Consider the following 24,643-nt stretch of genomic DNA (forward strand, 5'->3'; position numbering starts at 1 on the left):
GAATGGCGCGGGTTCCATTGCCCGTCGATACACAAGCCCCCGTTATGGGTGGAATAACGACCCCACCAGATACGCGATCAACGCGGCTGCACCACCAATCAGCAGCGTTTCCATCCCTGACCGCCACCAAGGGGCCAGCGACCATCGGCTTTTCAACGCGCCTATCGCGAAGAACACACCCATCGTCATCCAGACAGACACCGTAAAAGCATTCTCGACCGACAGCAAAAACGGCAAGAGCGGAATCATCCCCGCAACCAGAAAGGCCATGAATGTCGCAATCGCAGCCTTGAATGGGTTTGGATCAACGGTTCCGAGGCCATATTCGCCCTCGATCATTAGATTGATCCAGTTTTCGTGGTTGTCCGTGATGGCATCGGTCGCCTCGTCCAACACGCGCCCGGACAGGCCTTTCTGGGCAAGAATTTCGCGGACCTCGCGACGTTCTCCATCGGGATAAAGGTCAATATGACGTTCTTCGATGGCCCGAATACGGCGGATGTTGTCCAGTTCGGCCTTGGTACCCGAATAATTGCCTGCTGCCATTGAAAACCCGTCGGCCAGAACATTAGCCAATCCCAGAACAACAATGACAAACGGTGACAAACCCGCCCCAGCCACGCCGGCAATGATCGCAAATGTCGTGACCGAACCGTCAATACCGCCATAGACAACATCACGCAGCACACCGCGGCCCGGAGGGGCATTGATCCTCTCGGAAATTTCCTGCTGGCTGTGTCCGTGCTCGGTCATGGCTGGCTCCGGCGCTTTAATGCGGACCAGCAGACAAGAAATCTTTGCGTTAGGTCAAGTCTTGGTGAACAAGCCTGTCAAAGCCCGCTTGATCATGGCGCGCGTCGACGGTTTATGACGGTCCGAGAACGGCAAAGGACGGCAGACATCCATTGCTGCCACACCGACTCGGGCGCTCAGGGCTCCGTTCACCAACCCTTCGCCAAATCGGCGGGACAGTTTGCTAAGGACCGAGCCACCCAAAACCGGCTCTAGCAGATCGTCGCCAACCGCCACGGCGCCAGTGGCCACCAAATGCACGAATACGGCACGCGTCAGCCGCCACCCCCCCAGAAACCCGGAACGTCCGCCATAGATTTCAGCAATGCGCCGGATCATCCTAAGCGACGCTGCCAGCGCCGTCACAACGTCCGCCAAAGCCAGCGGGACCAGAGCCGTCACGGTTGCGACCTGACGCGCCGCGGCTTCGACCTCGCGGCTAGCGGCCGCATCGAGTGGGGCAAGCAATTCATCTTCGGCCAGTTCAAACAAGCCCGAGGCGTCGAATTGCTCGGCCATACGTTCGTTCAATCGGTCACGCCCCCATTTCGTATCGTCGCGGCCTTTGTAGAAATTGATCAGTTTTTGGGTAACGTCGCGGGCCTTTTTCAAGTCTTCATCGGCCAGAGCCTCGTCAGCGGCCCGGCGCAGGCCGTCAATACGAGACAACCGCCCAATCGCGGCCAACTCGCGCAGGGCAATAAGCAGCGCGACCAGAGCCAGCGCGCCAAACAGACCGGTTACGATCCATCCCAGAACAGGCGCGCGTAGCACCAGTGAAGTGACAAAATCCCACGCTGCAATGGAAACGACGGCACCAACTGCTGCCGTTGCCAGCCCCCAAAACCACCGGGACAAGACCGAGGGCTTTCTGGCCGCCAACCTGACCGCCGTTTGCATGGCCTGCCCTTGCACTGGCGCGACATCCGGCACCGGCGGCGCAGCGGACACGTCAACCGAGGGCTCTTCGGCATCGAGATCGAAAACAACGGGACCTTTAGCCATCAGCAGCCTCGCTTCGCTTCCAGACGTATTTGATGTCCGGCAGGTGTTCGTCGTTGTCCGCTCCGTCGCTTCGGGTGACTTCGGCAAACCCGTTCCGCTCATAAAATCGGCAGGCCCGGTGGTTTGACTGAAACGCGAACAGGGACAGTTCTGACCGCATGGACTTGGCGTGGTCCAGCAGGCGCTGCCCGATGCCGCGCCCGCGGGCCTTGGGTGCAAGATACAGGGAATGAACTTCGCATTGGTTCAAAGCCAGAAAACCTACGACGCTGTCATCGGTTTCCGCCACAGTCACCCAGTCCTGATCAATCATCCGGCCACAAAAGGCTATTGTCTCAGCGCGCGAGTGCAATTCCGGCATCCAGTCATGCTCAAGGGCGAAACCGTGCAGGATTTCACCGGTCGCTCCGGCGTCTGTACTGCGGGCCGGACGCAGGATCACGGTCATAGGCGGTCTCCTATCAGAAACTGCGCCGCCCGGTCCAACCTGATATGGGGTGGGCCGTCGCCCGGCCGCAATGTCAGTTGGGCAGGCTCAAACGCCATGAAACCATAATCGGCGTCCAGCCATGCGCCTGCCCCGTCGCGGGCCGGCCCCAACAGACGGGCAGGGTCTTCGGGCAACTCACCAGGATAGAAAGCCGCGTGCTTGCCATCAGGCAGAGTACCGCGCACGCAAGGAAGGTCTGCCCCCTGATGGGACCGGATTTCTTCGGTTGTCGCGCGCAGCGCCGCCAGTGACAAGGCCGCCGTTTGCGCTCCGGCAAAGTTCGCCCGGTCGCGGGCGTCGCGCGTTAAGGCCTCCATGATGGTGGTCAGGCGGGGGTGCTGCAGATGATGCAGGTGATCGGCCTTGGTCGCCGCAAAAAGGATACGCTCGACCCGTTTGCCCAAAAGCAATTGGCTCAACCACGCATTGCGGCCCGGTCGGAAGGCCGACAGGATATCCGCCATGGCACGGCGCATATCTTCGACCGCCTGCGGCCCCTTGTGAATTGCGCCCAGCGCATCGACCAACACGACCTGTCGGTCAATTCGGGAAAAATGGTCGCGAAAGAACGGCTTCACGACCTGAGATTTATAGGCCGCGTACCGGCGCGCCATCTCGTGATGCAGACTGCGCCGATGGGGTTTTCCCTCGACCGGCACGGGCGCAAAGGTCAGAACCGGAGAGCCCGACAAATCACCGGGCAACAGGAACCGCCCGGGCGTGCAGTCATAGTATCCTGCATCCCGCGCCGCGTTCAGGTAATCTGAAAACGCTTTGGCCAACGACTGCGCGGTGGATTCGTCATGATCCGCTCTGGGCTCTGCGGCCTTGGCCAACGTCAGAAACGCGTCAGCCTCGGCGCGCCCTGCTATGCGGTTCAATGTCTCGGTCGACCACTCCTCGTAAGACTTGTCCAACAGGGCCAAGTCCAAAAGCCACTCGCCCGGATAATCCACGATATCCAGATGAACCGTCCGCGGCCCTTGCAACCCCGACAGCAAACCAGCGGGACGCACTTTGAACGACAAGCGCAGTTCCGACACGGCGCGGGTGCTGTCCGGCCAATGAGGTCGCGGTCCGGTCAGGGCCGCCAGATGGTTTTCATAGTCGAACCGGGGCACCGTGTCGTCGGGCTGCGGCTGAAGATAGGCGGCGTTAATCCGCCCCTCACGCTGGGCCACAAGACCAGTCATGCGGCCACGGTCCTGCAAATTGGCGACAAGCGAGGTGATAAACACCGTTTTTCCAGATCGCGCCAGTCCTGTAACGCCCAGACGGATGACCGGCTCGAACAGGGCTTCGGACACGCTGTCGCCGACAGTTTCAAACCCGCGCACCAGACTGTCTGACAGGGAAGAGATGACCAAATTGTCGCCCCGCTGTTTTCGTTTCTTTCAAAATAGGCAGCGAGGACCCGACATACCAGCGCTTTCCCACCCTTGCCCGTTGCGTTGCAGGACGTTACCAGCAGCCCATGCCAAGATACGCACTGAAAGTCGAATACCAAGGAGAGCCGTTCGCCGGGTGGCAACGGCAGAAAGAGTTGCCTTCCGTTCAGGGGGCGATCGAACAGGCGTTGTCGCGTATCCAGCCCGGCGCGCATACGATTGCTGCAGCCGGTCGAACGGATGCCGGGGTGCACGCGCTGGGACAGGTTGCCCATTGCGACATGGCTAAGGAATGGGATCCGTTCCGCCTGTCAGAGGCGTTGAATTACCACTTGAAACCGCAGCCTGTAGCGATCGTGAAAGCCGCACATGTCGAGGATGACTGGCACGCCCGGTTTTCCGCGGTGGAGCGGCAGTACCTGTTCCGCATTCTGATGCGCCGCGCGCCCGCAACCCACGACGCGGGGCAGGTCTGGCAGATCAACCACATGCTGGATGTGGACGCCATGCAAGCTGGCGCAGACATGCTGATCGGCCGACATGACTTTACGACGTTTCGATCCTCGATCTGTCAGGCTGCCAGCCCGGTCAAAACTCTGGACGAATTGCGCGTTGAACAGGTTCAGGGTTTTTCCGGCCCCGAAATCCACTTTCACGTCCGCGCCCGGTCTTTCCTGCACAATCAGGTGCGCAGCTTTGTCGGCACGCTGGAACGTGTTGGCGCGGGCGCTTGGACGCCCGAAGATGTGCGTGCCGCGCTGCAAGCGGCTGACCGTGCGGCTTGTGGCCCGGTATGCCCTCCGCAAGGGCTCTATCTGGCGCAGGTCGGTTATCCCCAGCCAGTTTTTTGATACGGTCAGATAGCGCGCAGCAACAGCCCGCTGGCAATCACGGCAATCATCAGCCCAGCAACCAGTTCGATGGTCGGGGCCAGCACTTGTGCGAACCGCGTTGCCGAGGCCGAGGCCAGCAAACCACCGCGTAGCCCCAAAGAGGTCCAACCGACCAGAGTCGTGACCATCGCCGTTCCCAATGCCATTGCAAACGCACCCGCAATCCCCACCATCGCGATGCCCATCTGCCACGTCAGGATCAGCACAAACAACGCGCCAGTGCAGGGGCGCGCCGCGATACCCGCGATTAGAATCAACGCCTCGCGTAAGCTACCGACATTAGCAACTTCCTCGGCGGTGGGGCCGTGGCGGTGGCCACAATCCGAACAGACTTCGCCTTCATGGTGATGATGGTCGTGATGGTGGTCGCCATGGTTGTGATGATGGTGATCGTGATGGGCTGTTTGGGACTTGTGCCGCCTTGCAAAGCTCCGCAAGGCTCGGAAAACCAGCCACAGCCCGATTGCTGCAATGGCGCCATAGCTTATAGGTGCCATGACCTGTTCGGTCGTCCCCACAAGGCTTTCCCGTGACATCTGGAACACCAGAACACCCGCATAGACAAGCACGATCGCGGTTACAGCCTGTCCCAAGCTCGACAAAACGCTGATTGCCGACAAGCGCCAGAACGCAACGCGGCGCCCCAAGCCGTACCCCCCGATCAACACCTTGCCATGCCCCGGACCAATGGCATGGAAAAACCCATAGGCGAAACAAACGGTTAGCAATGTCGCAACCGCCTCGGGCTGCTCGGCTCGGGCGGCCCTTAAAGAGCGAGCGATCTGGTTCTGGAAAGCGCGCTGTTCGCCAGCCGCCCAAGCCGCAAGCTGATCGAAGCCTCCGCTGCCCCAGAACCAAAGCAGCAACCCAATGGCCAGAGCGACCGGTACAATCAGGTATTTGGACATGAAATACGGATCTCGGTCGCAAAGTTTTCGCCGACAAGCGGGATATCGTTTTCCTCAAGATCATAGTCGGCGTCCAATGTGCGCAAAAACGCCTGCATCTGGGCCAACTGCCCGTCAATATCCGGCTCGATCCGGTCAATCTGGCATGAATGCGGCCCGGAAACGGTAACGGGTCGCGTTACTTCGTATGCGGTGTAATAGGTTTCATCAAAAGCTTTGGCCGTCAGGTTCGCCGCCGGTGCCGCCGCATCCTCGACCGCCCTCAGATGAGTTGTGACGATGCGACCATCCTCAGTCGTGGCAGACGCCTCTGCCGGGCCAGACAGGGCAACTGGCTTCCCATCCGCCCAAACCAAAAGATCGCCGTTGTATCCTTCGACCCATTGCGCATCAAACCCTGCAAGAAAACCTTCTTCTGCTGGGGTCAGTATGCCGTCCGCGTCCTGATCCAGCTTCATGTCTTCAAGGATCAGAAGCGAATAGAATTCATCATAGGCCCATGTGACGCGGACATGTGTCAGGTTTCCGGTTTCATCCACGATGAACTCTAACCCCGTGTCGATAAAGACATGAGGGTGAGTCAGGGCCGGAATCGGGGCACAACAGGCCAAAAGGGTCAAAAACCAACGCATATGCGAAAGATAGGATGACCATCTGCGCCCGGCAATGCGTTTCGTAGCATGAGCGCGGTTTTCGGCCATCAATCAGGGCTGCGGGAACAGAACCAGCGTCTGCAACGCCGCACCGATCGGACCTTCGGTGTCATAAAGCACCGCCTGAGACAGGCCGATTCCAGACGACTGCCAGTGGCAAATTGAATCGGACGCCAGCCAATCTGATACCGGTTCGCGGTGAATTTGCACGGTCAGGTCCGTGTTCATAAACCCCATTTCGGTCGTGGGTGCATTCCATGATAAGCCGTTGGCGCAATCGGCCAAAGGACACAGCGCCTGAATCGGCGACTGGACCTCATCAGACAACAAGGACGGCGCGCGCATCCAAATCGCCTTGGGCCCGGGTCCAAAACTGACGCCCTTGGGATACAGAATCTCGGTGTGGTTGGCAAAGCCGCCAAGGTTGTGACGTGTCTCGCCTATCGGGAAAGGGCCGATTACCGCACCTTCAAATTGGGGCGGAGGTACAGCTACATTTGGGACAGGCCCGAGATTTCGACGAACCAGATGCATGGTCGTTGCAGTGGCACAAAGCGTATCGTCCAAATCATGCACGGTGACCCGGGTCGTTGCCATCGTCTTGGTATGGCGCGTGGTTTCCGCCGCCACGCGCAACCCCGCCAAGGGCATCGGGCGCAGCATGTCGATGGTCAAGCGGGTCAGCATCTTTTCCGGGCCGACTTCGGTTTCAGCGGCCCGCGCAACAAGACCCGTGACTGGCCCGGCATGACAATGATCTGGCGACCAGGGACCGCGCGCGGCTTCGTTGCCGACAAATGCCCCATCTGAACGAATGTGAAAAAACGACTGCTGGTTCAGATCAGGGTTGCCGCTCATGTTCTTGTCTATACCTTTTCCCCAAAAACAACTCTCAGGCCGGTCCGGTCGGCCTGACATCTGTGTATCGCATACGGCCCACTAGCCAAGCACTGAGTTTGCACAAAGTGCGAAGAAAATTTCTGCTCAAACCCCGAGACCAGTCTTTACGTTCCCGAAGAGAATGAATTAGCTGCCAGTACACTGTCCGATTGGTGGTCAGAACGTCACCACACCTGGAATAAAAACTACGGAGCGCATAATGGCCTTGCTGATCGAAACAGGACTTTCCGACTGGATGAGTGATGGCGACATAGTTCGTGAAATTAAGCGCTTGCGCCCCGGTATGGACGCCAGGACGCCAGACACCATCGGCGACCCCGCCGACATAACGATGATTGCCGTCGTCGGCTTGAACAATACACACCCAACGCAACTTCCCAATCTGAAACTGGTTCAGAAATTGGGTGCAGGGGTTGAAACGATCATCAACAATCCAAACCTGCCCGATCGCGTTCGGGTGGCGCGCCTGAAACCGGATGCCCCTGCACAAGGCATTGCCGAGTGGTTCGTGACCTACATCCTGCATCGCCAAAGAAACGTTTCTTTCTACGAAACAGCCCAGCGCAAGGCGGAGTGGCTGCCCAAGGCACCGGGCTATACACCCGAGAAAACTGTCGGGGTTCTGGGTTTGGGACATATCGGTGCACGCAGCGCCCTGATGCTGCGTGCGATTGGGTTCAACGTCATGGGCTGGAGCCGATCACCCAAACAACTTGACGGGGTGACTTGCCTGCACGGGGACGCGGCCTTGCCCGACCTATTGGGCCAATGCGACCATGTCTGCGCGATCCTGCCGTCGACCCCGCAGACCATCGGATTGTTCGACGCCGAAATGCTGGCGGCCATGAAGCCGGGCAGTCAACTGCTGAATGCTGGACGTGGGGATCTGATAGACGAAACAGCGCTAATCTCGGCTTTGGACAAGGGCACATTGGGGCACGCTGTTCTTGATGTCGCGTCCACTGAACCGCTGCCATCGCAAAGCCCTCTCTGGGCTCACCCGAACGTGATGATCACCCCGCATGTTTCGGGTTGGCATCTGGGCGAGGCCCTTGGGGATGTGGCCGAGAATTTTCAGCGTCTGACCGACGGAAAACCCCTGCTGCACGAAGTGGACCGCGCGCGGGGGTATTGATCGTTGGTCAGGGGGTCAGAATCCAGGCGCCACCAGCGTCCTGACATCTGCGAGTTCTGACCTCGCGCACCTGCTCGGTGCCTTCAGGCTGGATCAAGTGTTGGAAATGCACACAATTGTCCCGCACATCGCGCACACGAATGGTTCCTTTTGACCCCGAATCCTGACTGGTCCAATTGCGTTCCGTTCCGACCAAAGGCGCGCCATTTTCCAGCATCGAATCCGCTGTCGCGTTCACCACGTTGAAGTCTGCTGGGCTTAGCCCCATTTCAGCAATGATTCTCGACAAAGGCTTGGCGTGACTACCTGTTCCAAAACCCACCATAGCTGCAAAAACAAATGCCGTGACCGCCAGAGGTTTCATGAACACCTCGCCTTTCAAAAATGACTTCGTCATTCAGACTATACCGCCTGCAATGGGCGGCCAAGTCCCCTTGCGACCTTCAAATAAATCCGAACAAACCTATCGCGACTCTGCCGCTAGAGGCGAAAGTGCAATCCCAGCATAGTGCCCGAAACACGAGTTAGAGGCACGAAATGGCACAGCCAACATACTATGCGCCAACCGGGGGTCACCCGGGGCAGGATCAGCTTTTGACTGACCGCGCCATGTTCACCGACGCATATGCCGTGATCCCCAAGGGCACGATGCGGGATATCGTAACCAGCAATTTGCCGTTCTGGGAAAACACCCGCCTTTGGGTCCTGTCCCGCCCCCTGAGCGGATTTGCCGAGACGTTCTCTCAGTACATCATGGAGGTTCAGCCCGGCGGCGGCAGCGACCAGCCCGAGACAGACGCAAACGCACAAGGAGTTCTGTTCGTGGTCGAAGGGGCCGTGACGTTGACCTTGGACGGGGCTGTCCACGTCCTTGAAACCGGAGGATACGCTTATATTCCGGCCGGATCGGACTGGACCCTGCACAACCGTGCCGATGAAACCGCGCGTTTTCACTGGGTTCGCAAAGCCTATGAAGCGGTCCCCGGCCTGCCAGCCCCCGACCCGATCATCACGAACGAGCGCGACGTTGCGCCGATCCCCATGCCCGGAACCGACGGGCGCTGGGCGACCACCCGGTTCGCGGACCCTCAGGACTTGCGCCACGACATGCACGTCAACATCGTGACGTTCGAACCCGGCGGCGTCATCCCGTTTGCCGAAACACACGTCATGGAACATGGCCTGTATGTATTAGAAGGCAAAGCCGTCTATCGGTTGAATCAGGACTGGGTCGAGGTCGAGGCGGGCGACTATATGTGGCTGCGCGCGTTCTGCCCTCAGGCCTGTTACGCCGGTGGACCGGGCAGATTTCGCTATCTGCTTTACAAGGACGTAAACCGGCACATGCCGCTGTCGTTAACCAAGCGTTGACGGCAAATCGGCTTTTTCCCGCGCAGGGCTTCACAGAAGCGCTTGAATCTGGTGAAATAACACCTGTTTTTAGCACTGGAGATGGTTCAATGGTACTGCGCGGATCAATGCTGGCACTGGCGGCAACAGTTGGCCTGACTGCTTTTCAGGCAACCCCTGTTGTAGCCAAGGAAGAAACCAAACAGGTTTTCGTCATGAGCCGCACTTGGGCGGTGACGCAGGTATCGGATGCGCCGGTCGTGTACCGCGCGACGCGGGACAACAACAATCTGAATCCCTTTGGCCCGCCGCCGCGCCTGCGGACGCTTCAGGCCGCAACCGCGATTCAGCAGGCCACGGGATGCAGACCAATTGTTGGCAGCATGTATCAAAACATCTCTGGGCAGTTCTTCTCGCAAGTCAGCTGCAACTGACCCCGGCACCAAACGGGCATTGAGGTCAGCGCAACGCGCTGCCATAGCTTGCGCATGAAACTCGCGATTAACGGATTCGGTCGGATCGGCCGCACGATCCTGCGGCAGCTTCTGGCACAGCCGCAGGACAACGACGTTGAGCTGGTGCTGATCAACGATATCGCACCGCTTGAGACCTGCGCTTATCTGTTCAAATACGACAGCACGTTTGGCCCCTACACCGGTACGGTCGCGCAAGGTGACGCGGAACTGGTGGTAGACGGGCGCGCAATCCCGGTCACGCATAGTTCGGACTTGTCGCAGGTGGACTTGACCGGCGTTGATGTCCTGATGGACTGCACCGGTGTTGCCAGAACGTCGGATGTGGCCAGCCAGGGTCTGACTGCTGGGGCCAGCAAGGTGCTGATCTCTGGCCCGTCCCCCGCAACCGAAATCACGATTGTTCTAGGCGCGAACGAAGATCAACTGGGTGCCGCGCGGATTGTTTCAAACGCATCCTGCACGACCAACGGGCTTGCGCCCTTGGTCAAGGTTCTGGATCGAATCGGGGGCGTGGCCTCGGCGCATATGACCACCATCCACTGCTATACCAACAGCCAGCCGATGGTCGACGCGCCGCGCGGTGATCTGGCCCGTTCTCGCGCGGGAGCGTTGTCGATGGTGCCGACCACCACAAGTGCCACGCATCTGATTGATGAGGTTCTGCCCCACCTCGCAGGGCGCATTTCCGGGGCCGCTGTTCGGGTTCCGACAGCCAGTGTTTCAGCGGTTGATCTGGTTGTGACACTGGAACGAGGTATGACACTCAAGGCGTTCGATAAGGAATTGCGCGCGGCAGTGTCGTCCTCGCCAGTATTGGGCTGGACGGACGAGCCGTTAGTCTCGTCCGACCTGCGCACGCGCCCCGAGTCTCTGGTTATCGCAGGCCCCGAAACACGCCAGATCGGTGAGTGTCAGGTTCGCGTTTTCGGATGGTATGACAACGAATGGGGCTTTTCAGCCCGGATGCTGGACGTGGCGCGGTTAATGGCCCGAGGGTAAGCGGACCGCAGAACACTGCAATCCGCCTTCTTTTGGCTATTCGCCCGGCAGGCTGCCCGATCCATGCCCGGACATTCCGCCCGAGACTTCTTCGGTCGCCTCATCTGCCAGTTCGTGCGGCAGGATCAGGTTTAAAACGATAGCGATCAGTGCTGCAGGCAACAGGCCGCTTTTCATCAGTATGCCTAGCGTGTCAGGCAGGTGCTGAACCGCATTGGGCTCGAGCTGTAAGCCAAACCCGATCGACAGCGAGATCGCAAAGATCACCATGTTGCGCCGGTTCCAGTCCACATCTGACAGCATCGAAACACCGGCTGCGACGACCATCCCGAACATCACAATCACACCACCGCCCAGCACTTCGATGGGAACGGTACGGATGATCGCCCCGACCTTGGGAACAAGACCGCACAGGATCAGGAACAGCGCGCCAATCGTAACCACGTTGCGGCTCATCACACCGGTCATGGCGATCAGCCCGACATTTTGGCTGAAGGAGGTATTTGGCAAGCCACCAAACACACCAGCCAAGGCTGACCCGAAACCGTCCGCATAGGTGGCCCCGGCGATTTCCTTGTCAGTGGCTTCGCGCCCTGCCCCACCCTTGGTGACACCGGACACATCGCCCACGGTTTCAATCGCCGACACAAAGGCCATCAGGCAGAAACCGATAATCGCCGCGAACGAGAACTCGAACCCGTATTTGAACGGCACCGGCAACGCAAAGGAAGCCGCGCGATCCCAACTTGTGCCAATCGCTTCGAACGTGACCATTCCAACCATCAGGGCGTACCCATAGCCAGCAACTAGGCCAATCAAAACAGCCGAGACAGAGAGCATCCCGCGCGTGAAGAACTTTAGCGCCAGCGTGACGATGATCACGACCAGAGCCGCCGACCAGTTCAGGGCCGACCCATATTCAGGCGTCCCGATGGCCGGAACACCTCCTGCGGCGTATTGAATGCCGACCTTGACCAATGCCAGACCGATCATTGTGACCACCAGCCCGGTCACCAGAGGCGGCAGCGCAAAGCGGATTTTTCCGATCACAGTCCCCAGCAAAGCATGGAACAAACCGCCGACGATCACCCCGCCGAACAAGGCCGCTAAACCATCGACGCCTTTACCCGCGACCAGCGGAATCATGATGGGCAGAAAGGCAAAACTGGTGCCTTGCACGATGGGCAAAGCGGCACCGACCGGCCCGAGCGTTACTGTCTGCAGCAGCGTCGCGACGCCGGCAAACAGCATCGACATCTGGATCAGGTACAGCAACTCAGGAAAGTCCGGTGAGTTGGACCCAAATCCGAACCCAGCCGCCCCTGCCACGATGATCGCAGGGGTGACGTTGGATACGAACATCGCCAAGACGTGCTGGATGCCCAGCGGAACCGCCTTATGCAAAGCCGGAGTATAGTTCGGGTCCCGAAGCTGTTCGGGGGTCCCTATGGAAGTGTCAGCCATGAGTTACTGTCCTCTCTGTCAGGTTCACGGGGGTCTTGCCGCTTATCCTGCGGCTTCAACGGTCACGACACGACTTCGTAGGGTGTGTCGAACCAAAATTCCTCAAGGTTGGTGCCTGTGCCGATCCGATCAACAACCGCGAACAGGCCGGGGCCGTGCAGTGGCGTCAGAACGCCATGCCATGTGCCCCTGTGATAGTTCACCGCCTGCCCCGGAGAGGTAATGAACGCCTCCGGCTCGCCCGGCTTGCCGTTCTCGTCCAGGGCAACGATGACCAGAAAAGGCTGATGGGTCATGGGGATAAAGGCTTGGCTGCCATCCGGATGCCGCTCGACCATATCAAGCTGATATGGCAGGGCACGCGGGTTGGCGTTAAACAGGCTGATCCCTGCACGGCCATCCGAAAAATCCATCTCAGCACGGTCATGGAACCGGCCGCATTGACCCTGATTGATGATCTTGTCCGGGTCGCCTGCGACTTCGATCACATCCCCAAAAGGCGCGAACGCGGCGTGCGTCAGAGGGGTTGCCGCGATCCGCTTCATGAAGGCAGCACGTCTTGCAACCGGAACTCGGCAATACGTTCAACCTGACGACAGGCTTCGGCAAACTCCGTGTCTCGGTCCTGTTCAATCCGGCGTTGGAATGCGTCCAGAATCGAAGCTTTGTTGTTATCACGCACCGCAATGATGAAGGGAAATCCGAATTTCTGCGTATAGCGCGTGTTCAGATCCGTAAAAGCGTCGCGCTCAGCATCCGTTAGCGCGTCCAATCCGGCTGATGCCTGCTCGGACGTACTTTCCTGCGTCAATCGCTTGGCCTGCGCCAGCTTACCTGCGAGGTCCGGGTGCGCCGTCAGGACGTCCAGCCGCTCTGGTTCCGATGCGGATCGGAACATGCGAGTCAGCGCATTATGCAAGCCGCCAGCCGTGTCGTGGGCCGGACCCAGTTCCAGATCATAGGCACGTTCAGCGATCCAGGCAGAGTGTTCGAATATCCCGCCATAGGCTGTGACAAAGGCGTCCCGGTCCATCTCGGACGGTTTGGGCCGTGAGGCAGGGGGATGCTGTTCCGCCCAATGCGCGGCGATTTGCTGGCGGGTCGCGAACCAGACATCCGAATGCCCCTGCGCGTAGTCCAAGAACCGCTTCAGGGCCACGACCCGGCCCGGACGACCGATCAGACGGCAATGCAGGCCGATCGACAGCATCTTTGGCGCACCCGCCTCGCCTTCTGCATAAAGCGCATCGAAACTGTCCTTGAGATACGCATAGAACTGATCGCCCGAGTTAAACCCCTGCGGCGTGGCAAAACGCATATCATTGCAATCCAGCGTGTAGGGGACGATCAACTGGTCCCGCCCACCAGCGTTCATCCAATAAGGCAGATCGTCAGCGTATGTGTCAGCCACGTAGGAAAAGCCGCCTTCTTCGGCGACCAACCGCACAGTGTTTTCTGAACAGCGCCCGGTGTACCACCCCACCGGGCGTTCACCGACAACCTCGGTATGAAGACGGATCGCCTCGGTAATCTGGGCGCGTTCCTCACCCTCGGGCATGTCCTTATGTTCAACCCACTTGAGGCCGTGGCTTGCGATTTCCCATCCGGCGGATTTCATCGCTGCGACCTGATCCGGAGAACGGGCCAAGGCCGTTGCGACACCGTAAACGGTAATCGGCAAGCCCTTCATCAACCGGTGCAAGCGCCAGAACCCGGCTCGCGATCCGTATTCATAGATCGACTCCATGTTCCAATGGCGCTGTCCCGGCCACTGGGCGGCTCCGACGATCTCGGACAGGAATGCCTCGGACGTGGCGTCCCCGTGCAGCACGCAGTTCTCTCCGCCCTCTTCATAATTCAGCACGATCTGAACCGCCAATTTCGCCCCACCTGGCCATTTGGCGTCTGGTGGGTTGGCTCCGTATCCGATCATGTCGCGGGGGTAACGAGGGGGCTGCATGATGTCTTCCGTCTTGTCTTTGTCACATTACCTACGCTTTACCGCAGAAACGCAGCGATGATTATCAAATCAATCCGAACGCTGTTTCCATTTCTTTCGGCATTCCCAAAGTTTCGGAATTCAAACCAGACTGTGTCAAACAAAACATGTGCGCTTTATGAGATAAGCATCAGCAAACCAATGAGACGATTAGAAATTAGGAGATTCCCGTGGCAGGTTATCTGACAACCCATGTTCTGGACACCGCGCGCGGCTGCCCGGCAGAGGGGCTGAAAATTGAGCTGTTCGAAATCACGGACGGAAATCGCCGTAAGCTGGCCGAGACCAAAACCAACGAGGACGGGCGCACAAACAGCCCGATCCTGCCGCAGGACGACTTTACAACCGGTACGTATGAACTGGTTTTCTTCGCCGGTGACTATTTGCGCGCAACCGGTCAGTCCGCAGAAGAACCGCTGTTTCTAGACGAAGTTCCCATCCGGTTCGGCATGTCCGATGCCGAAGCCCACTACCACGTGCCGCTTTTGCTGTCGCCTTACGGGTACTCAACCTATCGCGGCAGTTGAGAGCTCAAACCTCTGAATTGCGGACAACGTCCCCGATCCGGGCAATCATGAAATCCATAAACAACCGCGCCTTAGGGTCCTGATGCCTGCGGTGCGTATAAAGACACGCCATCTGGACGGAAACCGGTGGCGTGTCTGTGGCGACGGGGACGAGACGCCCCGCCTTCAGGTGGTCCGTCACCTCAAAAACGGGCTTCATCGCGATACCTTGCCCTGACAAGGCCCAGTCCGTCAGAACGTCCCCATCATCACATTCAAACCGACCGGTCACCGCAAAGCGTTTGGCCCCCTCGGGTGTTTCCAGTTGCCACTGAAATTCAGCAGCACCCGGAAACCGCAAGTTCAGGCATTCGTGCTTTTCCGAAATCAGGTCCGATCCGGTTTTGGGCATGCCCCGACGTTTTATGTATTCCGGGGCAGCACACAGGACGCGCTGACAATCCGCGAACTTCCGGATGCGCAAAGTGCTGTCTTCTGGCTGACCTATGAAAAACGCTAAATCCAACCCTTCAGTCGTCAGGTCAACGGACCGGTCCGTCAGGCGCATCCGAACGTCGATCTCGGGGTATGCTGCAAGAAAATCAGGCACATGCGGGGCAAGCAGCCTGCGCCCTACACCCAGCGGTGCCGCGACGAACAACGACCCGCGCGGTGCTTCGGTCAGATGAACCACCTGCGCCTCAGCCTCGTCAACCGCGTCCAGAACCGCCACCGCGCCGGGATAAAATGCCCGCCCTTGCTCAGTCGGGCTGAGGTTGCGCGTCGTGCGCTGGAACAGGCGGACACCCAGATGATCCTCAAGCTGGGAAATCCGCGCCGAGGTGACCGCAGGGGAAATGCGCAGGTCGCGCCCTGCGGCGGACATGCTACCCAAATCATAGACCCTGACGAAGGTTCGGATATTGTCGAGATAGGACATCTTATCGTTTTTTTTGATACAGTTTGACAATATACGGGAATACCGAAGAAAACCGCGTTTGCCTAGTGTGGCGGCAACCAATCGGAGAGACCTCTCATGTTCGAATTCGCCGTGTTCTGGGACTGGATGGCATTTGCCGTGCGCTGGCTGCACGTAATCACCGCAATCGCCTGGATCGGATCATCCTTTTATTTCATCGCGCTGGACCTTGGCCTGAACCGCAATATCCCCGGACCTGCAGATGGTGAGGAATGGCAGGTCCATGGCGGTGGTTTCTACCACATTCAAAAATACCTGGTCGCGCCCGAACGGATGCCGGACCACCTGACCTGGTTCAAATGGGAAAGCTACGCGACCTGGCTCAGCGGTGCCGGATTGCTGATGATCGTCTACTGGGTCGGCGGAGAGCTGTATCTGATCGACGCGGAAAAGGCGGGGCTCGCCTTATGGCAGGGTATTGCGATTTCGGCAGCTTCCCTGACCGTCGGCTGGCTGATCTACGATTTTCTCTGCAAGTCAGGCCTGGGCGAGCGTCCAACGCTGCTGATGGTGCTTCTGTTCGTCCTGCTTGTGGCGATGGGCTGGGGGTACAATCAGATTTTCACTGGTCGGGCGATGATGCTGCATCTGGGCGCGTTCACAGCGACGATCATGACCGCCAATGTGTTTTTCATCATCATGCCGAACCAGCGCATCGTGGTGGATGACCTGAAGAACGGCCGCACTCCGGACCCGAAATACGGAAAAATCGCAAAGCTGCGCTCGACCCACAACAACTATCTGACGCTGCCTGTCGTATTCCTGATGCTGTCGAACCACTACCCGCTGGCCTTTGCGACGGAATACAATTGGATCATCGCTGCACTGGTCTTCTTGATGGGCGTCACGATCCGCCATTACTTCAATACACGCCACGCACGCGCGGGTGATCCCACATGGACATGGCTGGTCACAGCCTTGCTGTTCATCGCGATCATGTGGCTGTCCACGGCACCAATGTATAAACCGCTAGAAGAGGCAGAGGCGCAGCCCCTTACGCCGTATGAGCAGAAGTTTGCAGCCGCTGAAGGGTTTGAAGAGGCCCATGATGTCGTCTTGGGTCGATGCTCGATGTGTCACGCCCGCGAACCCGTGTGGGAGGGCATCCAATGGGCCCCTAAGGGCGTGCTGCTGGAAACCGAAGGTGACATTGCCCGAAACGCAAAACAGATATACCTGCAATCGGGTGTCAGCCACGCCATGCCCCCGGCCAATGTGACCTATATGGAACCAGAAGATCGCGAAGCTATCATCCGTTGGTTCCGCAACGTGGGATCATAAGCCCGAGACTGGTCGACCACACAAATGCGAATTCGACAGGTCCGGCCAAAAATTCTCTTCCCTGCGCGAAAATTGATGCTCTAACATGGCTTTAACGAACCGTCGCGTTGCACATGGCGGTGACCTAAAACTCGATTTGGGGCAGTTGGAGCCAAAAGATGCAGGGAAACGGGCGGCACGCCGTTTTTAGGAATTGCCTTTTTGGTGCTCTCTCGCTTGTTTTGCCCACATCTGTTGCGGCGCTTGAAACGACCCTGACCGCGCCGGGTGCGCCAAGCAAGTTGGTGGAACGGATCGAAGAAACCTCTTCGGTTGCAACGGCCGAATCGCGCGGTCTGGACACTCCGCTGGAAATTCTGTCAGCCGCATTGTCAGATTACCGGACCATCGTTCAAATTCTCTATGACGAAGGGTATTTCAGCCCGGTCGTCAGCATCAAGCTGGACGGTCAGGAAGCGGCGGAAATCAGTTCACTCAGCGTCCCGGCGCAAATCAACCGCGCGGTAATAACAGTAAACACGGGCCCCACCTTCAAGTTCGGCGAAGCCGTCGTTGTTCCATTGGCCCCTGAAACCGAGTTGCCCGAAGATTTTGCAACAGGCCAGTTGGCCACGACCGGCGCCATTCAACGCGCGGCCTCTGCCGGTGTGCAGGGTTGGCGCGACGCGGGTCACGCCAAGGCCGGGGTTGAGGACGAACAGGTCATCGCGCGGCATGCGCAGGCCAGGCTGGATGCGCGTGTCGATCTGGCACCGGGGCCACGCCTGACCTTCGGGCAAATGTTCATCAAGGGCGACTCGGACGTGCGCCACAGGTCCATCGAAAAAGTTGCCGGATTCCCGTCGGGCGAGGTTTACTCGCCCGAGCAAATTCAAAAAGTTGGAACACGCCTGCGTCGGACCGGAACGTTCAACGTGGTTTCCATCGAAGAACATGAAACCCCGAACCCAGATGGGACGCTGGATTTCGACGCCTATTTCGAAGATTTGCCGAAACGTCGCCTGACTTTCGGGTTCGAGATCGCCTCGCGCGATGGGATCGACGTGACCGCAACCTGGACGCATCGTAACGTATTCCGGCGTGCCGAAAGGCTGCGTTTCGAAGCTGCGCTGCGCAATATTGGCGGGGCCGAGGACTTGGACGGACGTATCGGCCTTCGTCTGGATCAACCCGACAGGCTGGGCCCGGACGACAACACATTCTGGAGCGCGTTGATCGAACGTCGGAACACCGACAACTACAACGTGACAATCACGTCACTGGCCTATGGTGCACGGCGCACATTCTCAGACCGCCTTTATGCCGAAGCCTCGGCCGGCTTTCAGTGGTCAAATGCCGATGACGCCTTTGGGGATGGTCGCAAGTTCCGTTACTTCATTATACCGACGCGGTCCGAGTGGGACCAACGGGACAGCAAGGTCAGCGCGACGCGCGGGTTCTATCTGGATTCTCAGATCATGCCATTCGTCGGGCTGTCTGGCACGGAAACAGGCATTCGATTCTTCTTTGACGGACGCGGCTACACCAGCCTAAACACCGAAGGACGCATCGTTCTGGCCGGTCGGGTTCAGGTCGGGTCGGTCCTTGGCCCCTCGCTGGATGGTGTGACGCCCGACTTCCTGTTTTTCTCGGGCGGGGCCGGTACCGTACGCGGGCAACCTTTTGAAAGCCTCGGCATCCCGGTTGGAAACGAAGTTGCTGGCGGTAAGTCCTTTCTTGGCCTCTCCGGCGAGGTGCGTGGGAAAATAACCGAGACGATATCGCTGGTCGGATTTTATGACTATGGTGTGGTGGACTCCTCGTCTTTTGTCACCAGCGCCGCGGCTTCTCATTCCGGTGCGGGTTTGGGGGTCAGGTATGACTTGGGCGGATTTGGCCCGCTACGTCTGGATCTAGCGGTGCCTGTTCAGGGCGACACAGGCGACGGCCTGCAGTTTTATATCGGGATCGGACAGGCATTTTGATACGGCGATATTCATATCCTGTGCTGACCGCGACACTTATCCTGACCGCGCCGCCTGTGGTCGCGCAAGAAGATGGCGGCGGCAGCATGCTGGAGAACTTTCTCCAGGACACGCTGTCGGGCGACAATCAGAACGTGACCGTGACCGGCCTTCAGGGTGCACTTAGCGCGCGCGCGACAATCGAGGAAATTACCGTCGCAGACGACGAAGGCGTCTGGTTGACCATCAAGGACGCGCAGCTTGACTGGAACCGTCTGGCGCTGATCCGCGGCCGGTTTTCGGTCAACTCGCTGACCGCGCAAGAGATCGACATTGCCCGCGCACCCGGTGCGACGACGACAGACGAACCAGCGGCAACGGTCGAAACACAACCCTTGCAACTGCCAGAACTGCCCGTCGCAATTGAAATCGGAGAAATCCGCATTGACGAAGTGTCATTGGGTGAACCTCTGATCGGGGTCGCTGCGGACCTTTCGATCAACGGAAACCTGTCTCTGGCGGACGGAACGCTTGATACATCGCTGGATGTAACCCGTCTGGACCGCGCAGGGGATGAGATCAAGCTGACGGCAGGATTTGAAAACGCCACAAGCGAGATCAATCTGGACCTGCAAGTGACCGAGGCCGCAGGCGGGTTGATTTCGACCGCCTTGAAAATCCCGGACAGCCCCCCGATTGGCCTGACCGCCAAGGGATCAGGGCCGCTTACCGATTTCACAGCCGAAATCGGGTTGAGCAGCGACAACCAACAACGCGTTTCAGGGCAAGTGCGCCTGCGTGCGGCTGATGGTGGCGCGCAACAAGGGATCGCCTTTACAACGGACCTGAGCGGCGATCTGACCCCGTTCCTGACCCCAGAAATTGATCCGTTCTTCGGGACGGACACACGCCTGTTCGTGGACGGCCAAACCAAACCCGAAGGCGCGCTTGAGGTGTCAGATCTTGAACTGACCACACAGGCGCTGAACCTAAAGGGAGAATTGGAACTGGCGGAAGGCGGCTCACTCCAACTGGCTGCCCTTCAGGGCCGCATCACACCGCCCGACGGAGAGGCGGTCGTGTTGCCGGTCGCTGGTGGTGAAACGTCCATTGAAGCTGCGCAAATTTCCGCCCTGTACGACCACAAGAACGGAAACCTCTGGGATCTGAGCCTGACTGCAAACGCATTCAAATCACCGCAGGCCAATCTGCAAAACGCGCGTATCAGCGCGCAGGGCGTGCTGGACCAAGGCGAGGCTCTGGCCGTCAGCGGGGATGTTCAGGCCAGTGTCACTGGTATCGACCTGACCGATCCGGCCCTGAATGCGGCCGTTGGTCAGCGCATCACGTTAGACGGACAATTCGATTATGGCAGCGATCAATCTCTTAACCTGTCCGGGTTCGAACTGATCGGGTCTGACTACGCACTGGCTTTGGACGCGTTGATTGACGGTCTGACAAGCGGATTGACCGTGGATGGATCAGCGACGCTAGAGGCAACCGATCTGGCGCGGTTTTCGGATATCGCCAAGCTTGACCTTAAGGGGCAGGTGTCGGCGCGGGTCGAAGGGAAAGGGTCACCGCTTGAGGGCAGTTTTGACGGGACGCTGTTTGTTGACGGCAGCGATCTGGCCACCGGACGCGACGACATTGATCCGGTGATCACAGGGGAAACTACGATCTCACTGGACGGCAAACGCGGGTCTGACGGCATCACGATCCGGTCTTTTGAACTGAACAGTGAAGCGGCTCAGGCACAGGCAAACGGTGTGGTCACAACGCCAAATGGAAACCTGACCATCGACGGGCAAGCGCAGGTCAACGCACCGGATTTGTCCGTTTTCTCGGGTCTGGCCCAGCGCGATCTTGGCGGCTCACTTCGCGCCGAAGTCGACGGCACCGGTACTGTTCAGACGTTGGAGTTTGACGGCACCGCAAGTGTGGTTGGCAGGAACCTGCAAACCGGCATGGCTGACATCGACCCGCTTTTGACCGGCCAAACCACTATTCAGTGGGACGGTGCACGCTCTGCCGATCAGATCGAGATTCGAAACGCGACAGTGAATGGCAAAGCCCTAAGCGCACAGGTACAGGCCACAGTGACCGACCCGACCGGAGAGCCATCCGGCAATGGCGAGGCGCGCATTGATGTGCCAGACCTATCCCTATTCTCGGGGATGGCGGGTCGGGACCTGACCGGTTCTGTGAACGCCAATTTCCAGGGCAGCGGCGATCTGGCGACCCGTGCCTTTGATATTCAGGGCAACCTAGACGCCGACGACATTCAAGTCGGTATCGACTTTGTCGACAAGCTTGTGAAAGGCCGCACAACCCTGACCGTGGACGCCCAAAACGGGGATCAGGGTCTGGAGGTTCGAAATTTCCGCCTGCAGGGGTCGGCCATTTCAGCCAATGCATCAGGAAAAGTCGCGCGCGAAGCCGGAGGGTTGAACTATTTTGTCCAACTGGATGACGTCGCGCGGATCACACAAACTCTGTCCGGTCCACTGACGCTGGAGGGGAACGTGGCACCCACGTCGTCCGGTTTGGAAGGAACGGCAAACTTGCGCGGTCCGGACAGTTCCTACGCCACATTGGAAGGGTCCGTGGATTCAGACGGCGCGGCGGATCTGGTTTTTGATGCAAAACTAAACCGGATTGAGCGGTTCGCCCCGGAATTCCCCGGTACGATTGCCGCGAATGGTACAGCGAAACGTGACAACGGCGTTTGGACGATCGACACAACGGCTGAAGGCCCCGCAGAAATCAGCAGCCAGGTTTCCGGCACATTTGACGAAGCATCTGGTGAGGCCGACCTGAAAGCCGCAGGTGGAGTCAATATCGGTATCGCCAACCTGTTCATTACTCCCAACAAGATCGACGGTACGGCACGGTTTGATCTGGCGTTAAAGGGGAAACCTTCTTTGGAAGCGCTGAGTGGAACGGTAACCACCTCGGGCACCTCTTTGGCAATTCCCAGTGCCGGGCAAACCATCACGGGTATCAGCGGGTCAGTGGAACTGGCCCAAAGCCGCGCGACGATTTCCATCAGCGGCGGGCCGCGCGCCGGTGGTAACTTTGTCGTGGCAGGCCCGGTAGACCTGACGCCGCCCTTCAACGCAAATATCACGACAACGCTCAACAGTCTCGTTCTGACCGACCAGCTTTTGTATGAAACAACGCTGAACGGCCAAATCGCGATGACCGGCGCTTTGGCTGGCAATAGTTCAATTGCGGGACAGATCACGTTTGAAGAAACAAATATCAATCTGGCCGCTGCATCCGGGGCGGTTGGGGCCGCGCCTATTCCCGACATTCAACATATTGGCGAAGGCTCGGCCAGCTTGATCACCCGCGAACGCGCAGGGTTGGTTGTTGACGAAGAAGCAACGCCCAGCGATTCCCGCATTTCTCTCGACATTGCGCTTTTGGCACCAAAAGCTGTCTTTGTGCGCGGGCGCGGTGTGAACGCGGAACTTGGTGGTCGTTTGTTTATTGGCGGCACAACGTCTTCGGTGGTGCCATCAGGTCAAATCGAACTGATCCGTGGTAACTTGGACATTCTGGGCCGCAGACTTGCGCTGACCAAAGGCATCGTGACCCTGCAAGGCGACCTGACCCCCTATATCGAGTTCGAGTCGTCCGCCAGCACGTCGGACGGCACGGCAACGATTGAAATCGCGGGACCACTAGATGCGCCGGAAGTAGACGTGTTTTCCGACCCCGAGCGCCCTGCGGAAGAGGCGCTGGCGATGCTTCTGTTCGGCAACCGCTTTTCCGAATTGTCGCCGTTTGTCATCGCGCAAATGGCTGCATCACTTGCCCAACTCAGCGGTGCGGGCGGGGACGCCACCAAGGGGCTGCGGGATGCGACCGGTGTAGACTCGGTGGACATCGGAGCGACCGAAGGCGGCGCGGGTCGATTGGGTGCAGGGGCTTACTTGAGTGACAATCTCTACACCGATTTCACCGTGAACACCGAAGGCGATACCGAGGTGAACCTGAATCTTGATGTAACCGACAATTTCACCGTTCGCGGAACAGTTGACGGACGCGGGGAAACAGGCGTCGGGGTATTTTTCGAACGCGACTACTAAGCCCGCCGTATCCCAATCGCCTGCCCGGCCTGAGGGGCTGCGTCCAACCCCGCGTGATCACGCACCATTCGGGCAAGCCGTTCTGCGGCCCAGTCCGGGTAAGCGACCGAACGCCCGGTCTTATGGCTGACATTCATGAACAACGCCTCTTGCGTTGCACAGACTTCACCGTCGTTTTCTGACAGCATCTGAGCAAAATAATGGCCCCTCTTGTGGTCTGCATCCAGCAGGCGAATCCGATAAAAGAAGGGTTCGTTCTCCTGTACTTCGCGCAGGAAAGTCATATGCGATTGCAAGACATAGGGCCCCTGCCCCAATGCCGCCACTTGCACTTCGCCAAGGCCCAAATGCTCGACCATCAGCTTTTCCAGCGCCAAATCGAAGGCCACACCGTAGTAGCCGACATTCATGTGGCCGTTATAGTCGATCCATTCCGGTAGCACCCGGAAACCCCGAATTTCGACCGGCGCGTCATAGGGGCCGTCATGCCCGCTTAGGGGTTCAGTCATCTGCGTCCTCCTCAAAAATCGCAACGGCCCGAACAAAGCCCGCCGACGCGCCCTTGATCTTGAAAGGAAAGCACGAGATTTCAAACCCCGTTGGCGGCAGGTCTTCGAGGTTGGCCAGCTTTTCCATGTGGCAATACCCGATCTCCATCGAGGCGCGATGCCCCTCCCAGATGATCGAAGCATCCTGCGTCTCAGCATATTCCTGCGCGGTCAGGGCAAAGGGCGCATCCCAGCTCCAGGCGTCCGTACCGGTCACGCGGACGCCGCGTTCCGTCAGGTACAGCGTCGCCTCACGGCCCATTCCGCAACCTTTCATCAAATAGTCAGGCTGACCATAACGCGTTCCCGCAGACGTATTGACGATCACGATGTCCAGCGGTTGCAGATCGTGACCTATGCGCTTCAGCTCTGCCGCGACGTCGGCGGCGGTCGCAACATAACCGTCATCGAAATGCCGGTAGTCCAGCTTCACACCTGGATTCATGCACCATTCGAGCGGCACCTCGTCTATGGTAATCGCGCGTTCGCCGTTGTTCATGGTCGAGTGGTGGTGATATGGCGCATCCAGATGGGTACCATTATGGGTCGCGATCTGAAGACGCTCAATCGCCCAACCTTCACCCCCCGGCAGATCATCTTTTTGCAAGCCCGGAAAAAAGGACATGACCTGTTCTGCGGTCTGGTCGTGGGTCAGGTATTCGATTTCGGGCAGCATAATTGGCGGGTCGGATACGATCCCGGTTTCCAGCGGAACGGACAAATCGACAAAACGGCGCGGCATGAAACCCTCCATCACCCCAAGCGGTGATAGGTTTGGCCGCATCTAACCTTCTGTCAAGGAAAGAAAAAGGCGGCCACTGGGACCGCCTTTTCTAC

The 24,643-nt window shown here is 58.6% G+C and carries 23 protein-coding genes; 9 read left to right on the forward strand and 14 right to left on the reverse strand.

Annotated elements, in window-relative coordinates:
* Positions 1–42: 42 nt before the first annotated feature.
* From GOV87_RS04585 to GOV87_RS04600, 4 genes are read right to left on the reverse strand one after another with little or no spacing between them, the layout of a single operon-like run.
* Positions 43–753 carry a VIT1/CCC1 transporter family protein gene (locus GOV87_RS04585; RefSeq protein ID WP_171210974.1) on the reverse strand — a complete coding sequence of 237 codons (711 nt, stop codon included), beginning with the start codon at positions 751–753 and terminating at the stop codon, positions 43–45.
* A 54-nt stretch (positions 754–807) separates the two neighbouring features.
* Positions 808–1,797: a YcjF family protein gene (locus tag GOV87_RS04590; RefSeq protein WP_171210975.1), complete on the reverse strand. Its 990-nt coding sequence runs from the start codon at positions 1,795–1,797 to the stop codon at positions 808–810.
* On the reverse strand, positions 1,790–2,245 hold the full coding sequence (locus GOV87_RS04595; RefSeq protein WP_171121816.1) for a GNAT family N-acetyltransferase: 456 nt from the start codon (positions 2,243–2,245) through the stop codon (positions 1,790–1,792). Before GOV87_RS04595 ends, GOV87_RS04590 begins: the two co-directional genes overlap by 8 nt.
* Complete coding sequence (locus GOV87_RS04600) at positions 2,242–3,654, reverse strand: YcjX family protein (RefSeq protein WP_171210976.1); 1,413 nt, start codon at positions 3,652–3,654, stop codon at positions 2,242–2,244. Before GOV87_RS04600 ends, GOV87_RS04595 begins: the two co-directional genes overlap by 4 nt.
* Before the next feature lie 107 nt (positions 3,655–3,761).
* Between GOV87_RS04600 and truA the strand changes: the two genes are divergently transcribed.
* A complete protein-coding gene (gene truA, locus GOV87_RS04605; RefSeq protein WP_171210977.1) occupies positions 3,762–4,526 on the forward strand; it encodes a tRNA pseudouridine(38-40) synthase TruA in 765 nt (254 codons plus the stop codon).
* A gap of 5 nt (positions 4,527–4,531) precedes the next feature.
* Here truA and GOV87_RS04610 read toward each other — a convergent pair whose 3' ends face one another.
* The 3 genes from GOV87_RS04610 to GOV87_RS04620 are packed head-to-tail and all read right to left on the reverse strand — an operon-like array spanning position 4,532 to position 6,987.
* Positions 4,532–5,476 carry a nickel/cobalt transporter gene (locus tag GOV87_RS04610; RefSeq protein ID WP_171210978.1) on the reverse strand — a complete coding sequence of 315 codons (945 nt, stop codon included), beginning with the start codon at positions 5,474–5,476 and terminating at the stop codon, positions 4,532–4,534.
* On the reverse strand, positions 5,461–6,177 hold the full coding sequence (locus GOV87_RS04615; RefSeq protein ID WP_371813458.1) for a DUF1007 family protein: 717 nt from the start codon (positions 6,175–6,177) through the stop codon (positions 5,461–5,463). Before GOV87_RS04615 ends, GOV87_RS04610 begins: the two co-directional genes overlap by 16 nt.
* Positions 6,178–6,180: 3 nt before the next feature.
* Complete coding sequence (locus GOV87_RS04620; RefSeq protein WP_171210979.1) at positions 6,181–6,987, reverse strand: thioesterase family protein; 807 nt, start codon at positions 6,985–6,987, stop codon at positions 6,181–6,183.
* Between the two features lie 241 nt (positions 6,988–7,228).
* On the opposite strand from GOV87_RS04620, the gene GOV87_RS04625 reads away from it, so the two are divergent.
* Positions 7,229–8,164 carry a glyoxylate/hydroxypyruvate reductase A gene (locus GOV87_RS04625; RefSeq protein ID WP_171210980.1) on the forward strand — a complete coding sequence of 312 codons (936 nt, stop codon included), beginning with the start codon at positions 7,229–7,231 and terminating at the stop codon, positions 8,162–8,164.
* Between the two features lie 7 nt (positions 8,165–8,171).
* On the opposite strand, the gene GOV87_RS04630 is transcribed toward GOV87_RS04625, so the two are convergent.
* On the reverse strand, positions 8,172–8,561 hold the full coding sequence (locus GOV87_RS04630) for a hypothetical protein (protein WP_254447308.1): 390 nt from the start codon (positions 8,559–8,561) through the stop codon (positions 8,172–8,174).
* Positions 8,562–8,701: 140 nt separating this feature from the next.
* Between GOV87_RS04630 and GOV87_RS04635 the strand changes: the two genes are divergently transcribed.
* The 3 genes from GOV87_RS04635 (at position 8,702) to GOV87_RS04645 (ending at position 10,989) form a co-directional block, all read left to right on the forward strand.
* The gene (locus GOV87_RS04635; RefSeq protein ID WP_171125749.1) at positions 8,702–9,535 is read left to right on the forward strand and encodes a bifunctional allantoicase/(S)-ureidoglycine aminohydrolase; all 834 of its coding nucleotides are present in this window, start codon (positions 8,702–8,704) and stop codon (positions 9,533–9,535) included.
* Between the two features lie 89 nt (positions 9,536–9,624).
* Entirely contained in the window at positions 9,625–9,948 is a 324-nt protein-coding gene (locus tag GOV87_RS04640) for a hypothetical protein (RefSeq protein ID WP_171121807.1), read from the forward strand.
* Positions 9,949–10,002: 54 nt separating this feature from the next.
* Positions 10,003–10,989 (forward strand): type I glyceraldehyde-3-phosphate dehydrogenase, encoded by a 987-nt coding sequence (locus tag GOV87_RS04645; protein WP_171210981.1) that lies wholly within the window; start codon positions 10,003–10,005, stop codon positions 10,987–10,989.
* Positions 10,990–11,025: 36 nt separating this feature from the next.
* On the opposite strand, the gene GOV87_RS04650 is transcribed toward GOV87_RS04645, so the two are convergent.
* From GOV87_RS04650 to puuE, 3 genes are all read right to left on the reverse strand, one after another.
* Positions 11,026–12,453: a nucleobase:cation symporter-2 family protein gene (locus tag GOV87_RS04650; RefSeq protein ID WP_171121805.1), complete on the reverse strand. Its 1,428-nt coding sequence runs from the start codon at positions 12,451–12,453 to the stop codon at positions 11,026–11,028.
* Between the two features lie 62 nt (positions 12,454–12,515).
* Positions 12,516–12,998 carry an ureidoglycolate lyase gene (locus GOV87_RS04655; RefSeq protein ID WP_171210982.1) on the reverse strand — a complete coding sequence of 161 codons (483 nt, stop codon included), beginning with the start codon at positions 12,996–12,998 and terminating at the stop codon, positions 12,516–12,518.
* Positions 12,995–14,413 (reverse strand): allantoinase PuuE, encoded by a 1,419-nt coding sequence (puuE, locus tag GOV87_RS04660; RefSeq protein WP_171210983.1) that lies wholly within the window; start codon positions 14,411–14,413, stop codon positions 12,995–12,997. Before puuE ends, GOV87_RS04655 begins: the two co-directional genes overlap by 4 nt.
* 209 nt (positions 14,414–14,622) lie before the next feature.
* Here puuE and uraH point away from each other — a divergent pair, with 209 nt between their 5' ends.
* Entirely contained in the window at positions 14,623–14,979 is a 357-nt protein-coding gene (gene uraH / locus GOV87_RS04665) for a hydroxyisourate hydrolase (protein WP_171121802.1), read from the forward strand.
* Positions 14,980–14,983: 4 nt separating this feature from the next.
* Here the strand turns inward: uraH and GOV87_RS04670 are convergent, their stop codons facing one another.
* Entirely contained in the window at positions 14,984–15,898 is a 915-nt protein-coding gene (locus tag GOV87_RS04670) for a LysR family transcriptional regulator (RefSeq protein WP_171210984.1), read from the reverse strand.
* A 96-nt stretch (positions 15,899–15,994) separates the two neighbouring features.
* Here GOV87_RS04670 and GOV87_RS04675 point away from each other — a divergent pair, with 96 nt between their 5' ends.
* The 3 genes from GOV87_RS04675 (at position 15,995) to GOV87_RS04685 (ending at position 23,258) form a co-directional block, all read left to right on the forward strand.
* Positions 15,995–17,218, forward strand: a complete 1,224-nt coding sequence (locus GOV87_RS04675; protein WP_171210985.1) for a urate hydroxylase PuuD — start codon at positions 15,995–15,997, stop codon at positions 17,216–17,218.
* A gap of 158 nt (positions 17,219–17,376) precedes the next feature.
* Positions 17,377–19,182 carry an autotransporter assembly complex family protein gene (locus GOV87_RS04680; protein WP_171210986.1) on the forward strand — a complete coding sequence of 602 codons (1,806 nt, stop codon included), beginning with the start codon at positions 17,377–17,379 and terminating at the stop codon, positions 19,180–19,182.
* Complete coding sequence (locus GOV87_RS04685; RefSeq protein ID WP_254447309.1) at positions 19,179–23,258, forward strand: translocation/assembly module TamB domain-containing protein; 4,080 nt, start codon at positions 19,179–19,181, stop codon at positions 23,256–23,258. Before GOV87_RS04680 ends, GOV87_RS04685 begins: the two co-directional genes overlap by 4 nt.
* Here GOV87_RS04685 and GOV87_RS04690 read toward each other — a convergent pair.
* A complete protein-coding gene (locus tag GOV87_RS04690; protein ID WP_171121798.1) occupies positions 23,255–23,767 on the reverse strand; it encodes a thioesterase family protein in 513 nt (170 codons plus the stop codon). The genes GOV87_RS04685 and GOV87_RS04690 overlap by 4 nt on opposite strands.
* On the reverse strand, positions 23,760–24,548 hold the full coding sequence (locus tag GOV87_RS04695) for a cyclase family protein (RefSeq protein WP_171210987.1): 789 nt from the start codon (positions 24,546–24,548) through the stop codon (positions 23,760–23,762). The genes GOV87_RS04690 and GOV87_RS04695 overlap by 8 nt, the downstream gene beginning before the upstream one ends.
* Between the last annotated feature and the right edge of the window lie 95 nt (positions 24,549–24,643).

It is taken from the genome of Ruegeria sp. HKCCA5426, from assembly GCF_013034585.1.
In the GTDB taxonomy this organism is placed as follows: domain Bacteria; phylum Pseudomonadota; class Alphaproteobacteria; order Rhodobacterales; family Rhodobacteraceae; genus Ruegeria.

What these genes read in the sequence shown, in the direction of transcription:
- GOV87_RS04585 (WP_171210974.1), bottom strand. Translation starts at nt 753, where the DNA reads ATGACCGAGCACGGACACAGCCAGCAGGAAATTTCCGAGAGGATCAAT.
- GOV87_RS04590 (WP_171210975.1), bottom strand. Translation starts at nt 1,797, where the DNA reads ATGGCTAAAGGTCCCGTTGTTTTCGATCTCGATGCCGAAGAGCCCTCG.
- GOV87_RS04595 (WP_171121816.1), bottom strand. Translation starts at nt 2,245, where the DNA reads ATGACCGTGATCCTGCGTCCGGCCCGCAGTACAGACGCCGGAGCGACC.
- truA (WP_171210977.1), top strand. Translation starts at nt 3,762, where the DNA reads ATGCCAAGATACGCACTGAAAGTCGAATACCAAGGAGAGCCGTTCGCC.
- GOV87_RS04610 (WP_171210978.1), bottom strand. Translation starts at nt 5,476, where the DNA reads ATGTCCAAATACCTGATTGTACCGGTCGCTCTGGCCATTGGGTTGCTG.
- GOV87_RS04615 (WP_371813458.1), bottom strand. Translation starts at nt 6,177, where the DNA reads ATGGCCGAAAACCGCGCTCATGCTACGAAACGCATTGCCGGGCGCAGA.
- GOV87_RS04620 (WP_171210979.1), bottom strand. Translation starts at nt 6,987, where the DNA reads ATGAGCGGCAACCCTGATCTGAACCAGCAGTCGTTTTTTCACATTCGT.
- GOV87_RS04625 (WP_171210980.1), top strand. Translation starts at nt 7,229, where the DNA reads ATGGCCTTGCTGATCGAAACAGGACTTTCCGACTGGATGAGTGATGGC.
- GOV87_RS04630 (WP_254447308.1), bottom strand. Translation starts at nt 8,561, where the DNA reads ATGACGAAGTCATTTTTGAAAGGCGAGGTGTTCATGAAACCTCTGGCG.
- GOV87_RS04635 (WP_171125749.1), top strand. Translation starts at nt 8,702, where the DNA reads ATGGCACAGCCAACATACTATGCGCCAACCGGGGGTCACCCGGGGCAG.
- GOV87_RS04640 (WP_171121807.1), top strand. Translation starts at nt 9,625, where the DNA reads ATGGTACTGCGCGGATCAATGCTGGCACTGGCGGCAACAGTTGGCCTG.
- GOV87_RS04645 (WP_171210981.1), top strand. Translation starts at nt 10,003, where the DNA reads ATGAAACTCGCGATTAACGGATTCGGTCGGATCGGCCGCACGATCCTG.
- GOV87_RS04650 (WP_171121805.1), bottom strand. Translation starts at nt 12,453, where the DNA reads ATGGCTGACACTTCCATAGGGACCCCCGAACAGCTTCGGGACCCGAAC.
- GOV87_RS04655 (WP_171210982.1), bottom strand. Translation starts at nt 12,998, where the DNA reads ATGAAGCGGATCGCGGCAACCCCTCTGACGCACGCCGCGTTCGCGCCT.
- puuE (WP_171210983.1), bottom strand. Translation starts at nt 14,413, where the DNA reads ATGCAGCCCCCTCGTTACCCCCGCGACATGATCGGATACGGAGCCAAC.
- GOV87_RS04670 (WP_171210984.1), bottom strand. Translation starts at nt 15,898, where the DNA reads ATGTCCTATCTCGACAATATCCGAACCTTCGTCAGGGTCTATGATTTG.
- GOV87_RS04675 (WP_171210985.1), top strand. Translation starts at nt 15,995, where the DNA reads ATGTTCGAATTCGCCGTGTTCTGGGACTGGATGGCATTTGCCGTGCGC.
- GOV87_RS04680 (WP_171210986.1), top strand. Translation starts at nt 17,377, where the DNA reads ATGCAGGGAAACGGGCGGCACGCCGTTTTTAGGAATTGCCTTTTTGGT.
- GOV87_RS04690 (WP_171121798.1), bottom strand. Translation starts at nt 23,767, where the DNA reads ATGACTGAACCCCTAAGCGGGCATGACGGCCCCTATGACGCGCCGGTC.
- GOV87_RS04695 (WP_171210987.1), bottom strand. Translation starts at nt 24,548, where the DNA reads ATGCCGCGCCGTTTTGTCGATTTGTCCGTTCCGCTGGAAACCGGGATC.